Here is a 14,144-nt window from a genome sequence, read left to right as displayed (position 1 = left end):
CTTCCTACTTGACGTCGGTGTTCGCGATGGAGGTGCGGATGAAGTCCTGCACCGCCGCCGCGTCGTTGGGCAGATCCGTGACGTGGCGGTCTGCGTCCATGATGCCAGCGAAACGCTCCGGAGTGGCAGGCTCGGTGCCGATCGCCTCGACAATGGTCTCGGAGAACTTGACCGGAAGGGCCGTCTCCAAGCAGATGATCGGGGTGGTGATGTTGGTCTCTTGCTGAGCGTCACGCGCGACCTTGATGCCGTCCGCGGTGTGCGGATCCACCAGATAGTTGTACGTGTCGTTGACGTCCTTAATGGTGGCCAGGCGGTCGGTGTGGGTGGAGCTGCCGGAGACGAAGCCGTACTGCTCACGGGCCTTTTCCAGCTCCTCTTTACTCAGCACGAAGCCGCCCTCTTTGAGCTTGGGACCAAAGAGCTCCGCGGTGCGCTCCGCGTCGCGGCCCACGAGGTCGAAGATGAAGCGCTCGAAGTTCGATGCGCGGGAGATATCCATCGATGGCGAGGAGGTCTTGTAGGTCTCAGCCGAGGGGCGCGGGCGGTAGTTGCCAGTGCGGAAAAACTCGTCGAGAACGTCGTTCTCGTTGGTGGCCACGATGAGTTTGTCGATGGGAAGCCCCATCGAACGTGCGATATGGCCTGCGCAGATGTCGCCGAAGTTGCCGGTAGGAACGCTGAAGGAGACCTTCTGCTCGTTGTCTGTGGTGATCTTAAGGTAGCAGTTGATGTAGTAGACAACCTGCGCCATTAGACGTGCCCAGTTGATGGAGTTGACCGTACCGATGCGGTACTCCTTCTTGAAGGCGGCGTCGTTTGAGGTGGCCTTGACCACGTCCTGGCAGTCGTCGAAGACGCCTTCGAGGGCGATGTTGAAGATGTTCGGGTCATCCAAGCCGAACATCTGGGCCTGCTGGAACGGGGTCATGCGCCCGGCTGGGGTGAGCATGAAGACGCGAATGCCCTTGCGGCCGCGCATGGCGTACTCGGCGGAGGAGCCGGTATCGCCGGAGGTGGCGCCCAGGATGTTCAGGGTCTCATCACGGCGCGCGAGTTCGTACTCGAAGAGCTCGCCGAGCAGCTGCATGGCCATGTCCTTGAAGGCCGCGGTGGGGCCTTCGGAGAGGTGGCCCACGAAGAGGCCGTCACCCAGCTCAGTCACGGGGACAATTTCCTCGCTGCTGAACTTCGGATAGGTGTACGCGCGCTTGGCGATGCCCTCGAGATCATCAGTGGGGATATCATCCACGAAGAGCTTGAGCACCTCCGCAGCCAAGGCCGCATACCCCTGTTCGGCAAGCAGCTGGCGCCACTCGTTAAGCACGGCACCGGAAAGCTGCGGATAGGATTCCGGCAGGTAAAGACCCCCATCAGGGGCTAGGCCTCCGAGGAGGATATCCGTAAAAGAGGCGGGCTGGCGGGCTGCATCACGCGTAGAAATGAACTTCACCCCCTGCATCTTAGTAGGGCGGGCGTAAAGTATCAGCCATGTCTGCGCCAAATCCACGCGAAGTTGTGACCACCAAGGCCTTATCCATTTGGGTTGCCGCGATGCTTGTCTACATCGTGGCGATTACCGGGCGTACCTCTTTTGGTGTGGCGGGGCTGGAAGCGATGGAGCGTTTCGACGTCGATGCCTCTCGCATTGCGGTCTTCACCTCGGTGCAGTTGGGCGTCTACGCGTTTGCACAGATTCCTACGGGTGTGCTCATTGATAAGTACGGCCCTCGCAAACTGCTCGTTATTGGCGCTGTCATCATGGGCGTGGGGCAGGTAGCACTGGGCTTAACCACAAATTATTGGATGGCTATTGCCGCTCGGCTTTTGATTGGCGCGGGCGACGCCACAGCTTTCTTATCCGTGATGCGCATCCTGCCATATTGGTTCCCTTTGCACCGCACGCCAATGTTTACCCAGGTGACCTCGTCGTTGGGTCAGCTCGGCCAGTTCGTCTCCGCTATTCCTTTCGCTGCGCTTTTGGGGTGGACTGGATGGACCACGGCCTTTGTAGCTTTGGGTGCGGCGGGCATCCTCATCGCATTAGCTGCGGCGGTTGCCGTAGCAGACACACCTGAATCTCTAGGCATCATCGAAACTCCCACCGAGCAGCCCAATTCGCAGGCGCATTCCTTGGCCACCAGCCTGGCCATGGTGCTGCGTTCCCCCGTTGCATGGCAAGGATTTTTCATCCACTTCTGTGGCCTTTTGGGTGCGACTGTATTTGTCATGTTGTGGGGAATGCCGTTCATGACGGAGGGACTAGGAATCTCCAAGGTGCAGGCCGGAACGGTGCTGACCTTTTATACGATTTGCATGATTACGTTAGGGCCAATTCACGGCAAGATTTCCTCGCGCGCACAGGGTTTCCGCGACTGGATGGCACTGTTTTTCACGACACTCAACATAATGTCGTGGACGGCTTTCTTCCTCTGGGGCAACAGCTTCTTCAGCCTTTTCATCCTCATGGTGGCTATTTCCTTGTGCTCGCCGTGCTCGAACTATGGCTTCGACATCGTGCGCGAGAACATGGAACGCAGCGTGGTGGCCACGGCAACAGGCTTGGCCAACATGGGTGGATTCATCTCTTCGATGGTGGCAGCGCAAATTTTTGGCATGGTGCTCGATAGCCGTGGCCACGCGCCGCACTACGAACTGGGCGACTTCCACGCGGCCGCTGTAACTTCCCTCATCATTTGGCTTGCGGGCATGCTCGGCATAGTTGTCACGCACTTCCTGCGCAAGCGCGGCGGCGGCTACCGCCCAAAGGTGACCGTGGTCAGCGTTTCCTAGTTGATGAGGAAGTTAATGGTCTCCTCGGGGGCGTCGAGAAGCTCCCGCGTGGCGACCACGGGCTCGGCTTGGTCGAAGGGAATTTTTTCGAAGCCGGACTCCCCTAGCTCGACGATGTCGGCGCCTGGCGCGGCCAGCAGAATCGGTGAGTGCGTTGCGATGATGAACTGCGCACCACGCAGCGCTGCTTGGTGAATCTCGGCGATGAGTGCCATCTGTCGAATTACTGACAGTCCGGCTTCGGGTTCATCGAGGATATAAAGTCCACGTCCATCGACGTATTCGCCGAGAACGTCAAAGACGGACTCGCCATGAGAGCGGCTGAGAAGATCGACGTCGAAGGGCAGGTGGCTGCGGCCGCCACGCTCCTTTGGTTGATTCGCGGCCTTGAGCACAGATTCGTGGGTCTCGGCGCGCAAGAAATAACCGCGGTGGAGGTTGCCGTTAAGGGAGCACTTCAACACACGTGCCAGACCGCGCAGTGGCGCGCGCTCGCGGTCTGGGTCGTCGTACCGTCCGCCCAAGGGCGAGAAACGCAGTGCCACAGCGATCGCTTCTAAAAGCGTGGACTTACCCGCGCCATTCTCCCCCACCAAGCAGGTCACCGGCGCTGTGAACTCGAAGTAGGGCAGGTCGATGAGGTATTGCACGCTGGGCAGGTCCAGCAGATAGTCTTCGAAGGGAGGCTCGGAAATGCTAATCGATTGCAGCAGCATAGCCCTACTATATTTGTCGACGTTATGCGCGGCGCGTTGATACCGAGCAGCTAATGCGACTTATCTTCTACACCTCGCAACGCCGCGCCCAGGTTTTCGCCCGGATGGTGCGCACTTGGGTCTTTGCTCGTGGGGATTTCCACGCTGGATTCAAGCGGCATCGCATTGACAGCATAAGAAATACCGAATCCGCCGCTAATGGGGATGGCAATCGCTAGGCCAATGCCACCGATTGTGCCGAGTTTTTCGCGCCAAGTCATGTTCCTCCTCCACACGAAGTGCGTTATGCATTCGTTACCTTTATGACCTTTATGACATTGAGGTTAAGGTCCTGGGCTGGAGAAAACTTCGAGCCGCCCTGCACGGCGACTGTGTATTGATGGGAAGTCTTACAGGTAGAGGTTGCCAGGTGGAGGTCTAGAGCCCAACAATCAGCGGAACCATTGAGCCGGTGAGCTTTCCGCAACGATGGTGTCCACGGCGGGGTTGATGAGGCCTGCGTCAAAAGCGGCAAGCACTGCCTCAGCCTCAGTGCGATTGAGGGTGCCCTGCTCTTGGGCCTTTTTGAGAATCTGCACCATCGTCAAACGCGCTTCAGTACGATTCGAAGCAGACTCGAATATTTCCCGGGGCATCGACTCAATAGGAATTCCCAGCGCTTCCGCAAGGGAATACATCCGGTCCTCATCATCTACGTTGGTGGGAGAATAAGGATTCTCGATCTGCAGCACACCACCGGCGATTGCCTCTTCTACCGTCTGGGCATTCGCTGGCGGGTGATGGCGCGTAGTGGCGAACCACCCAACCGCTACGGCGATGACTGACATAGTAATGACAAGCGCCCAGACTGCGGCAATCTTGTTTTTCTGCACGGTGATGAGTCTACTTCCCTGTTAAATACTCGGACCAAAGGTACCAAAAGAGCTGCCTCCGCGTGGCGGGTCGAGTCGCTCAGAGAGAATATCGATAATGGAACGGATAGCGTTATCGCCCAGTGGCCGCTCAACACTATGCCGCGGATGCGCGGTGGCCTGTGGGTTTTCCGCTTGCGGCTTTTCGGCGCGCGGGGAGGACACATCTACCCGCAGGTGGGTGCCGTCAAGGACCAGGTCGGCGTCGTCAGTAGCGCTCGCAGCACGCGCGGCGGCGAGGAATGCCTCAAGGTCAGCGAGGGTGGCGGTGGTGATGTCAAGGGACAGGTTCAAGGACATGGTGAGCTCCTTCTGGTGCGCTGGACAGTGTTTTCGCTTTCCAAGCCTAGGCACTACACGGCGCTACCGACAGGGCCCAGCGCACAATTCGGGGATAAATCAGGGTGAACCCTTAGCGCTCGTCGTGCTCGAAGCTTTCCGCTTCGCCCCAGAAGACCTCGTCGACTACCTTGCGGGCGTGGCGCGTTGTCTTGAGATAGACGTCCAAGAACTCCTGGTTTTCCTCCGGCGCCCATCCGGCAGCGCCCGCCACCTGGGCCAGCTGCGGGCCTGGAGTGGGTAGCTGATCCACGCGTTTGCCACGCACCAACACAAGGGCGTTGCGGGCATCGGTGGCCATGAGCCATGCTTCGCGCAGTATCTGTGCCTGGTGCGCAGGGACAAGCTCATGCTTTTCGACGGCGTCCAGAACCCGCAGCGTCGAGGGATCATGCAGGTCCTCGAATTCGTGGGCATGCATCATCGTGAGCAACTGCACGGTCCACTCGATATCTGTAAGCCCACCGCGCCCCAGCTTGGTGTGGGTATTGCGGTCCGCGCCACGTGGCAGGCGTTCGTTGTCCACGCGTGCTTTCATGCGGCGAATCTCGCGGATGGTTTTCTCGCTCACGCCGTCGGTTGGGTAGCGGAACTTGTCCACCATGGCGAGGAATTCGTCGCCGACACTGCGGTCACCGGCCACGAACGCAGCGCGCAGCAGCGCCTGCATCTCCCAGGCCTCGCCCCATTCGCGGTAGTAACGCTCATAAGAGGCGATGGTACGCACGACGGCGCCGGAGCGCCCCTCTGGGCGCAGCCCCAGGTCGACATCGAGTGGCGGATCGCCGGAGGGCTTCGACAGGCGCCTGCGCAGCTTGTCGATGATCCCGATCGCCCACTTCACAGCCTCAGTTTCATCGTTTCCGGTGGCCGGCTCCGCAACGACTATCACGTCCGCGTCAGATCCGAATCCGAGTTCCATGCCGCCTAGGCGGCCCATGCCGATGACGGCGATGCGCGCGGGCGGGTTCTTCTCTCCTACCTCGTTGAGCCATACGCGAACCTCGGCGCGCAGGGCGGCTTCCAGAACGGCATTCCAAATCGTGGACAACTCATAACAAACCTGCTGCACAGGCATAAACCCCAGAAGGTCAGCTGCAGCGATGCGGGCTAGCTCCACGCGGCGCAGGGAACGCGCAACGCGCACGGCCTTGTCGGGGTCGGCGTGGCGCTTGGTGGAATTGACCAGAGACTTCGAGACTTGCTCGGGCTTGGTCTCCAGGAGCTTCGGGCCGGAGGCGCCGTCGGAGAGCTGCTTGACGACGTCGGGAGCGCTAATGATGAGATCCGCAGCAAACGGGGAGGTGCCCAGGATAATCATGAGCCTTTGGCCCACGATTCCCTCGTCACGCAGCATGCGCAGGAACCATTGGCGGTCATACGCAGCTTCAGAAAGCTTGCGGTAGTTAAGCAGGCCCATATCCGGGTCAGCAGTCGAGGACAACCAGCCCATGAGCGTAGGCAGCAAGATAGCCTGGATCTTGGCCTTGCGGGTGGTGCCCGCAGCCAGGGAGGTCAGGTGCTCAAAAGCGCGGTCTGGGTAGGCGTAGCCAAGGGCGCCCAGCTGCAGCTTTGCTGCCTCTGGGGAAAGCTTGAGCTCGTCTGCAGACATGGCCACCACGGAGTTGAGCAGTGGGCGGTAGAACAAGCGCGAGTGTAGGTCTTGGATGCGCAAACGCGTTTCCTTCAGGTACTTGTTCATGCGCTCGGCAGCGGACTTATTGCCCTGCGGGTTGAAGCCGGCAATGATGGCCAGCCACTTGAGGGCGGCCGTGTCATCCGGCTCTGGCAGCACGTGGGTGCGGCGGAAACGCTCGAGTTGGAGGCGGTGCTCAAGCAAGCGCAGGAACTCGTAGGCGTCAATCAGCTGGTTGCCGTCTTCGCGTCCCACGTATCCGGCAGCGACCAATGCGGTAAGGGCATCAACGGTGGACAAAACGCGCAGCGTTTCGTCAGAGCGGCCGTGTACCAGCTGGAGCAGCTGGACAGCGAACTCGACGTCGCGCAGGCCGCCCTCGCCCAGCTTAAGCTCGCGCTGGCGCAGCTCCTTGGGCACGTTCTCCAGTACTCGGCGACGCATGGCTTGGACGTCTTCGACGAAGGAGTCGCGCTGCGATGCGGTCCAAACCATCGGGCCGATCTGGGCAAGGTACTCCTGCGCCAAAGGCAGGTAGCCGGTCTGCGGGCGAGCCTTGAGAAGGGCCTGGAACTCCCAGGTTTCGGCCCACCGCTTGTAGTAGGCAACGTGGGATTCGAGGGTGCGAACGAGCGCACCAGACTTGCCTTCGGGCCGCAGGTTCGCATCGACTTCGAAAAAGCATGCGGAGCCTACGCGATTGAATTCGGAGGCGACCCTGGTGATTTTCGGGGTGACGACGTCGCTGACAAAGATGACATCGACGTCCGAGATGTAGTTCAGTTCGCCCGCTCCGCACTTGCCCATCGCCATGATGGCCAGCTTGGCGTCGAGGGGGTCCTCGCCAAACACGGTGCGGACGGCGACGGCGAGCGCTGCGGTCAGAGCGGCGTCGGCAAGCGCAGTCAGCAAATGCGTAACTTCCTGAAACTTCACACGTGGCTGCGGATGCGCCTGGCCTTTGCGAGAGTAGAACGTACCGGCTACATCGTGTGCGGCGATGCGCATCATAAGCGTGCGATACGTGGATTTGAGGGCGACTTTGTGGTCCCCTTCCGCGGCCCGGTAGGTGCCCGCCGTACTGAGGTCGGAAGAGGCGGTATCCGGTGTGGATTCCGATTCCGAGCCAGTGGGCTCTGCGGAGTCTTCTGACTGCGCGAACTCAGCCGGAGTAGCGCTGACGCAGCCCAGCATTTCCTGCAGCATCTCAGTGGGTGTGGGCAAGGGCTTTGCAAGCTCAGACCACAGGTGAGGATTGGCCGCCAGGTGGTCGCCAAATGCGGAGGAGGCGCCCAACAACGCCAGAGTGCGCACGCGCAATGCTTCGTCTGCGCGCAGCTCGGCATCAAGCTCAGGCGCTGCCTCGTAGATCCGGATCAGCGTATTGAGCGTAAGGTCTGGGTCTCCGGAGGCGGCCAAGGTCCACAGCAGATCAAGGGACTCTGGATTGTTCCATCCCAATTGCTCAAGATCTGCCAACGCGGTGGAACGCGTCAGGCCAAGGGTGGCTGGTGATGGAACGGCAATGGGACGCATGAAATTCCTTGAAGGTTTCCCGTTTTAGTAGTTAAGGTTCAACTCGAAGTTAGTGATCTGCTGCTGGTAGGAGTGCCATTCGTCCCACTTGGCGCGCAGGAAGTACTCGAAGACATGCTCGCCCAAGACCTCTGCCATGAACTCCGACTTCTCGAACTCACGCAGCGCTTGGTCCAGGCTGACCGGCAGGTCACGGTAGCCCATTGCGCGGCGCTCTCGGCGAGTGAGCTGATGGACATCGTCCTCAGCGGGATCACCGAGCTCGTAGCCTTCTTTGATGCCACGCAAGCCGGCTGCCAAAAGCACCGCGTAGCCCAAAAATGGGTTCATTGCCGAATCCAGGGAGCGGATCTCTACGCGGCGTGACTCCGCCTTCCCCAAACGGTAGGTAGGCACGCGCACCAGCGCGGAGCGGTTGGATACGCCCCAGGTTGCCGAGCCGGGCGCCTCGTTGCCGAACATCAGGCGCTTGTAGGAATTGGTCCACTGGTTGGTAACTGCCGTCATCTCCACGGAGTGCTCTAGGATGCCCGCGATGAACTGCTTGGCCGTGGTGGACAAGGAGAATTCATCGTCTGGATCATGGAATGCATTGTGCTCGCCCTCGAAAAGGCTCAAGTGCGTGTGCATGCCGGAGCCTGGCAAGTGTTCAAAAGGCTTCGGCATGAACGTGGCCTGGACTTTTTGGTCAGCAGCCACCTGTTTAATGACGTGGCGGAAGGTCATGATGTTATCGGCCATGGTCATTACGTCGGCATGGCGCAGATCGATCTCCTGCTGGCCCGGCGCGGTTTCGTGGTGGCTGAACTCGGTGGCGATGCTCATTGCCTCAAGCGCTGACATGGCGCGGCGGCGGAAGCTTGGCGCACGATCGTGGGTGGCTTGGTCAAAGTAGCCGCCGTTATCCGTCGCGATGAGATTGGTATTGTCTAGCGACTGTTCCAACAGGTAGAACTCAATTTCCGGTGCGGCCATGCAGGTAAAGCCCTCATTGGCGCTCTCAGTTACCTGGCGGCGCAGGATATGGCGCGGATCCACCATGGAAGGTTGGCCATCCGGCTGCGCGATATCGCAGAACATTCGCGCTGAGATAATGTCCGGATCATCCTGGTCGAAAGGCATGATCTGGAAGGTCGACGGATCTGGCAGCGCCAAAGTGTCCGACTCGGAAATACGAGAGAAGCCTTCAATTGATGAACCATCGAAGCCCACGCCCTCTTCAAAAGCAGACTCCAGCTCAGAAGGGCTCATGACCACGGACTTGAGTGCGCCCAAAATGTCAGTGAACCACAGGCGAATGAAACGAATATCGCGTTCTTCGACCGTGCGCAGGACGAATTCATGTTGGCTGTTCATGTTCTAAACCTTACCTTCGAATCGAACGAGCGTTGTGCACTCTATCGGACACTTTTGGGGCACTTCTTTGCCCAGTTCAGCAAAGCATCGCGGGGGCGAAGAGCGGGGGCGAAAGCATGCAGTGGTGTCCGTTCGCCGTGCTTCCCTATTGGCACATACGAACACACGTACTAAAGAGAGGAAAGTATGTACCGCTCACACAACCAGACCCAAGACCGCGCCCAGCAGGCACTAACTAACCAAGCAGTAGATCTTGTAGTCGCCGCCGCGGGGAAAGGATGGTCACCCTACGACCTACTGCACGTATTAGGAACCGCAAGCCACCCCATCCTCTTCCGGGCAGCCCCACGCATCCCGGCACGCATTACTTCACCTGCGTTGAGAAAAGATTGGCTGATGTTAGCCCCTCCCAAGCGTGCACCCATTTCCATGCCGAAGACAAAGCTGCGTGCGATAGTCGATCAACTGGCAAAGCTTCCCCTGCTACGCGATACTGAGCTACTCGCTGGTGCGCCGGGCACGAAGTCTGCAGGTGGCGGCTCCAAGCAAGAAAAGATTCGGGAAAAGGTGGCCAATTTGCTGCGTAAAGCCGAGTCCACACCTTTCGAAGATGAGGCGGATGCGTTGATAGCCAAAGCCCAATCCTTGCAACAGCGCTATCGCATTGACGAGGTTTTGGACGCAGACCAGGTGGATTGCCTTGCCCGGCGCGTGTATATCCATACGCCGTATGTGAAGCATCAAGCCACTCTGCTCGGCGTCATTGCCCACCACAACGGGTGCGCCACGGTACTCGTGCATGGCAAAGGCCTAGCGAGCGTCATTGGATCCGCAACAGATACGGCACACGTAGCCCAGCTCTTTGATTCACTTAACCGCCAGTGTGACTGGTACATGCGCTCGGGCAACGGAGCCGCGGAAGCGCGACGTCGCGGCGACACCGCCGCATATCGGCGTAGCTTCTTACTGGCCTATGCCGCTCGCATTGGTGAGCTACTTGATGAAGCCAACTTCGAAGGTCTCGCAGACGCCGCTAATGAACACAGCGCAGAGAATGGAAACGATGCAGCCGGCCGTGAACTTGCGCGCCGCGCTATTCCGGCTCTATATGGCCGACAAGTCAAGTCTGAGGAAACACGCAATCGACTCTTTCCGCACCTTTCCTCAATGTCCTTATCAGCTTCTAGTTGGGCAGGCGTCAATGACGGCGTGAACGCGGCCGAAAAGTCCCATCTTTCAGGCGATTCGCGGGGATTAGATGGTCCCCGCGAGGTTGCTAGTTAATGGCTGCAAATGCAAACACATTTGCTCCGCGGGCCAGGTAGGCTACTGATAAGTAATCCAGATTATTAATACGTACTGACAAAGGTGTGTGCATGTCCACCAAGACTTTCCTCGAAGTCGAAGCAAAGTTCGCCGTTGCTGAGTCCATCCAGTTGCCAGAGCTGACTCGACTCAGCGGCGTCGATCACATCGCTGAAACCCGCAAACACGCACTTTCCGCCATCTACTACGACACTGAGGATCTGCGCCTGACCCACGCCAAGATCACTCTCCGTCGCCGCACTGGTGGAAACGATGATGGCTGGCACCTCAAGATTCCGGGGGCCCAGGGCCGCACCGAAATCCATGCGGAGCTAGGTGACCCAGTTGATGGCCGCTACGAGGTCCCGGCTGAGCTCCTCCGCGAAGTTCGTTCCGTTGTTCGCAACCACGCTCTCGAGCCCATCGCCCAGGTCGACAACAACCGCACCGAGCTTGTCCTCGCGGATGCACAGGGCAAGGCTGTCGCGGAGTTCTGCGACGACCATGTCACGGCATTCTCTTTCCTTCTCGGCGGCGGCCAGCAGTCTTGGCGCGAGTGGGAAGTTGAGCTCGCAGGTGATCTGCCAGGCACCAAGGATGGTTCCCGCTTCATCCGTGAGGCAACCTCCCTTCTCATCGGAGCTGGTGCTCGCGTCTCGGCATCCCCGTCCAAGCTGAAGACTGCGCTGGGCGATTCCATCGACAGCGCTCCCCTTCCCCCAGCGCTAGCGCATTCCAACGTGGAACCAGACTCTGCGGCTGCGGCAGTGGTCACTGCTTTGAAGGCAAACCGCGACAAGCTTGTTGACTACGACCCACGCGTTCGCCGCAATGAGTGGGATTCCGTTCACCAGATGCGCGTTGCGACCCGCGAGTTGCGCAGCCACATTCAGACCTTCCACGGCATCGTTGTTGGTCCTGAGATCGAGCGCATCGAAGCGGAGTTGAAGCAGCTCGCCAGCATCCTCGGCGTGGCGCGTGACGCCGAAGTTGTTGAGGAACGTTGGCTCAACCTCCTCGCTTCCGAGGACTCCAACACGTTGGACGATGCAACGCGCGAGCACATCTCTCATGACATGGGGACGGCCTTCCGCAGGGCACACCGCCACGTAGTTGCTGCACTGGATTCTGACCGCTACCTGGCGCTGCTCGATTCTCTCGACCAATTCTTGGCTAACCCACCAGTGGCTGAAGACTCCGAACTCGAGTTTTCTGAAGCTGACGACGCAGCTGTAATCTCGAGCGTCACCCCAGCCGAGCCAACTGCTGAATCCGCAGCCGAGGATTCCCAAAAGCCTGCGAAGAAGGATGAAGAGCCACATGACATGGACACTGTCATGGCGCTGCACCTGAATGAGGCCTACAAGAAGCTGGTCAAGCGCCACGAGAAGGCAGTTAAGAACTGGGATAACCTAGAGCTGACCCTGCACGAGCGCGAGAACTACTTCCACGACATGCGCAAGGCTGCCAAGAAGCTGCGTTATGCCGCTGAGGCCGCTGGTTCTGCAACTAACTTGAAGACCAAGAACCTGTATAAGGCTTGCAAGGACATGCAGTCTGTCTTGGGCGACTTCCAGGATTCAGTGACTTCGCGTGACAAGCTGCTTGAGCTGGCTAATACCGCTCGTCGCCGTGGCGAAGACACCTTTGGCTACGGTCTGCTCTACCAGCGTGAGCGCGCGATTGGCTTGGAAGCACTCGATGACTACGCGGAGTCTTTCAAGGCTATCAAGTCCGCATTCAAGCCTTTGAGCAAAAAGCTGAAGAAGTAGGCCTAAGCATGGGTGTTTGCTGACAAGGCAAACGAAAACGGCGCCGCTTCCTACATGGTGATGTGGGAAGCGGCGCTATTTTGGTGTTTAGTCCTCAGCCTCGTCGTAAGCATCTGCTGCCTCATTGCGGGCCTTGGCAATCTCGATGGCGCGCTCGGCCTCTTCGCGGGTGGCATACGGGCCCATGCGGTTATCCCAACCGCTTTCGGCGCCCTGGGTTACCTGGCCAGTGGAAGTGTCGTAGTACCACTGCTTATCTGAATCAGTCATTGTCAGACTCCTTATCGCTTGAGCCCCATGTTTCCACCCGGTCAGCCGACATCGCAGGTGGCGGTGGCCGGCGGCCACCCTAGGGCGATGAGGGTTGCCACCACCTTACAGACAGATCCCCGGCAGCGTCCGGCGGGCATCACGCTAGACTATGAAGGTCCCGAGTCCCAGCAGCATTACAAGGAGATCCGCCCACCATGCCCATGTGGTCCACGCCTTCTACCCCAGCCGCGGAGCGAATCCGCGCTGCCCACCTCGAACTAGTAGGCACGGAACCTGCGCATATTGCCAGCGCACCAGCAACTTGGTCGCTCATCGGCGAGCACATCGATCACTTCGGCGGTGTAACAGTAATGGGCGTTGCGGATCTCAACGCGGCTGCTGCAGTCAGCCCCCGCGACAACGGCACCATCGCCGTCCACATCGTGCCCGCCCACGGCGAGACCATCCATGACTCCATCAGCTTCAGCGAGCTGACCAAACGCGCCGCTGAGCAGCTTCCTTCCGTCGACTCCGAAGGTCAGCCCGTCATTCCCCCGGCACCCGTCGGCGGCATCGCTGCCCGCTGGGGCGGCATCGCACACACCATGATCAACCGTCAGCTGCTCTCCCGCGAGACCGCCGGCGTCGACATCACCGTGGTCAACGACATTCCATTCGAGTCCGGCCTCGGCGCGCTGGCCGCTGGTGACGTCGCCGTTGCCCTCGCATTGCTCGGCGACGCTGAGGATCTCCACGACGCTCCCCTGCGCGCCCGCATCGCTGACGTGTGCTCCCAGTCCGTGGGCACCTTCGCCGAATACCCCGCGCTGCGTGCCCGCCACACCGCGGCCCTGCGCGGCGTCGGCGAGACCGTGACCATCGTCGATTACGCCGACGGCTCCGTCACCCAGGCCCCGCACCCAGTCACCCGCGAAATCGCCGCCTTCGCTGTCACCGTCCCCGGCGACTTTGACGCCACCCCCGGCGTCGCCGCCATCCGCCAGCGCGAGCGCTTCATCGACGACGCCTGCCACGCCTTCGGCGCTGAATCGCTACGCCTGCTTCCCGACGCCTCCCAGCGCGTCCTCGACTGGCTCAAAGCCGTGCACAAGGTCCATGGCTCGCAGAACCAGCCTTCCCTCGCTGAGGCCGCAGAGTGGCTGACCTTCTACACCGAAGAAAACGAGCGCGCCCAAGAACTAGCCCGCGCCCTGCGCTCCCGTCGCGGAGCTGACCTCTTCCCGCTGCTCAACCAGTCCCAGACTGCCCTGGCCACCGTCTACGGCCTACACACCGCCGAGAAGATCGCCGAGCTCGTCACCGTCCGCGGCGCCCGCTCCGCGCGCTCTGCGCACGCCGGAACCTCGCAGGCAGTCATCGCCTTCGTCCCTGCCACCAAGGCGGAGAACTTCGCCGCCGACCTAGCCGAGGATGGCCTCCTCGTGGTGCCGCTGCATGGCGGCGAGCCAGCCACCACGCACTAGGCCACGCTAGAACTGTTATGTCCATGGGCTTTTTGGACACGGAG

12 protein-coding genes are annotated in these 14,144 nt (G+C 59.9%); 4 read left to right on the top strand and 8 right to left on the bottom strand.

Translation table 11 applies throughout. The features are described 5' to 3' along the window. Window positions 1-4: 4 nt before the first annotated feature. Window positions 5-1,453 carry a threonine synthase gene (gene thrC, locus HMPREF3153_RS07125; protein ID WP_070420440.1) on the bottom strand — a complete coding sequence of 483 codons (1,449 nt, stop codon included), beginning with the start codon at window positions 1,451-1,453 and terminating at the stop codon, window positions 5-7. A gap of 38 nt (window positions 1,454-1,491) precedes the next feature. Between thrC and HMPREF3153_RS07120 the strand changes: the two genes are divergently transcribed. Then, window positions 1,492-2,793 carry an MFS transporter gene (locus HMPREF3153_RS07120; RefSeq protein WP_070420439.1) on the top strand — a complete coding sequence of 434 codons (1,302 nt, stop codon included), beginning with the start codon at window positions 1,492-1,494 and terminating at the stop codon, window positions 2,791-2,793. Here HMPREF3153_RS07120 and HMPREF3153_RS07115 read toward each other — a convergent pair. From HMPREF3153_RS07115 to HMPREF3153_RS07090, 6 genes are all read right to left on the bottom strand, one after another. Beyond that, entirely contained in the window at window positions 2,790-3,509 is a 720-nt protein-coding gene (locus HMPREF3153_RS07115) for an AAA family ATPase (RefSeq protein WP_070420438.1), read from the bottom strand. The genes HMPREF3153_RS07120 and HMPREF3153_RS07115 overlap by 4 nt on opposite strands. Before the next feature lie 50 nt (window positions 3,510-3,559). Continuing rightward, on the bottom strand, window positions 3,560-3,769 hold the full coding sequence (locus HMPREF3153_RS07110; protein ID WP_005528592.1) for a hypothetical protein: 210 nt from the start codon (window positions 3,767-3,769) through the stop codon (window positions 3,560-3,562). Window positions 3,770-3,940: 171 nt separating this feature from the next. Then, complete coding sequence (locus tag HMPREF3153_RS07105; RefSeq protein WP_049062566.1) at window positions 3,941-4,381, bottom strand: hypothetical protein; 441 nt, start codon at window positions 4,379-4,381, stop codon at window positions 3,941-3,943. Window positions 4,382-4,402: 21 nt separating this feature from the next. Continuing rightward, window positions 4,403-4,720: a hypothetical protein gene (locus tag HMPREF3153_RS07100; RefSeq protein WP_005528589.1), complete on the bottom strand. Its 318-nt coding sequence runs from the start codon at window positions 4,718-4,720 to the stop codon at window positions 4,403-4,405. Between the two features lie 112 nt (window positions 4,721-4,832). After that, window positions 4,833-7,931 (bottom strand): bifunctional [glutamine synthetase] adenylyltransferase/[glutamine synthetase]-adenylyl-L-tyrosine phosphorylase, encoded by a 3,099-nt coding sequence (locus HMPREF3153_RS07095; RefSeq protein WP_070420437.1) that lies wholly within the window; start codon window positions 7,929-7,931, stop codon window positions 4,833-4,835. 24 nt (window positions 7,932-7,955) lie between these two features. Next, a complete protein-coding gene (locus tag HMPREF3153_RS07090; RefSeq protein ID WP_070420436.1) occupies window positions 7,956-9,287 on the bottom strand; it encodes a glutamine synthetase family protein in 1,332 nt (443 codons plus the stop codon). Between the two features lie 429 nt (window positions 9,288-9,716). Between HMPREF3153_RS07090 and HMPREF3153_RS07085 the strand changes: the two genes are divergently transcribed. Both HMPREF3153_RS07085 and HMPREF3153_RS07080 read left to right on the top strand, forming a co-directional pair. Next, entirely contained in the window at window positions 9,717-10,571 is an 855-nt protein-coding gene (locus HMPREF3153_RS07085; RefSeq protein WP_223197440.1) for a DUF2786 domain-containing protein, read from the top strand. A 92-nt stretch (window positions 10,572-10,663) separates the two neighbouring features. After that, a complete protein-coding gene (locus HMPREF3153_RS07080; RefSeq protein ID WP_070420435.1) occupies window positions 10,664-12,364 on the top strand; it encodes a CYTH and CHAD domain-containing protein in 1,701 nt (566 codons plus the stop codon). Window positions 12,365-12,451: 87 nt separating this feature from the next. Here HMPREF3153_RS07080 and HMPREF3153_RS07075 read toward each other — a convergent pair whose 3' ends face one another. Beyond that, window positions 12,452-12,634, bottom strand: coding sequence for a hypothetical protein (locus HMPREF3153_RS07075; protein ID WP_005528580.1), 183 nt, complete (start codon window positions 12,632-12,634; stop codon window positions 12,452-12,454). Window positions 12,635-12,831: 197 nt separating this feature from the next. Here HMPREF3153_RS07075 and HMPREF3153_RS07070 point away from each other — a divergent pair, with 197 nt between their 5' ends. Continuing rightward, the gene (locus tag HMPREF3153_RS07070) at window positions 12,832-14,100 is read left to right on the top strand and encodes a galactokinase family protein (RefSeq protein WP_070420434.1); all 1,269 of its coding nucleotides are present in this window, start codon (window positions 12,832-12,834) and stop codon (window positions 14,098-14,100) included. The last annotated feature ends 44 nt before the right edge of the window (window positions 14,101-14,144 follow it).

This window comes from Corynebacterium sp. HMSC06C06 (assembly GCF_001807295.1).
GTDB lineage: Bacteria > Actinomycetota > Actinomycetes > Mycobacteriales > Mycobacteriaceae > Corynebacterium > Corynebacterium striatum.
Note: the sequence above shows the minus strand (reverse complement) of the source record. Positions and strands in the feature narration are given on the sequence as shown.

Excerpts from the sequence above, each read along its gene's own strand:
- HMPREF3153_RS07070 (WP_070420434.1), top strand. The coding sequence starts at position 12,832 with ATGCCCATGTGGTCCACGCCTTCTACCCCAGCCGCGGAGCGAATCCGC.
- HMPREF3153_RS07075 (WP_005528580.1), bottom strand. The coding sequence starts at position 12,634 with ATGACTGATTCAGATAAGCAGTGGTACTACGACACTTCCACTGGCCAG.
- HMPREF3153_RS07110 (WP_005528592.1), bottom strand. The coding sequence starts at position 3,769 with ATGACTTGGCGCGAAAAACTCGGCACAATCGGTGGCATTGGCCTAGCG.
- HMPREF3153_RS07115 (WP_070420438.1), bottom strand. The coding sequence starts at position 3,509 with ATGCTGCTGCAATCGATTAGCATTTCCGAGCCTCCCTTCGAAGACTAT.
- HMPREF3153_RS07120 (WP_070420439.1), top strand. The coding sequence starts at position 1,492 with ATGTCTGCGCCAAATCCACGCGAAGTTGTGACCACCAAGGCCTTATCC.
- HMPREF3153_RS07085 (WP_223197440.1), top strand. The coding sequence starts at position 9,717 with ATGCCGAAGACAAAGCTGCGTGCGATAGTCGATCAACTGGCAAAGCTT.
- HMPREF3153_RS07100 (WP_005528589.1), bottom strand. The coding sequence starts at position 4,720 with ATGTCCTTGAACCTGTCCCTTGACATCACCACCGCCACCCTCGCTGAC.
- HMPREF3153_RS07095 (WP_070420437.1), bottom strand. The coding sequence starts at position 7,931 with ATGCGTCCCATTGCCGTTCCATCACCAGCCACCCTTGGCCTGACGCGT.
- HMPREF3153_RS07090 (WP_070420436.1), bottom strand. The coding sequence starts at position 9,287 with ATGAACAGCCAACATGAATTCGTCCTGCGCACGGTCGAAGAACGCGAT.
- HMPREF3153_RS07080 (WP_070420435.1), top strand. The coding sequence starts at position 10,664 with ATGTCCACCAAGACTTTCCTCGAAGTCGAAGCAAAGTTCGCCGTTGCT.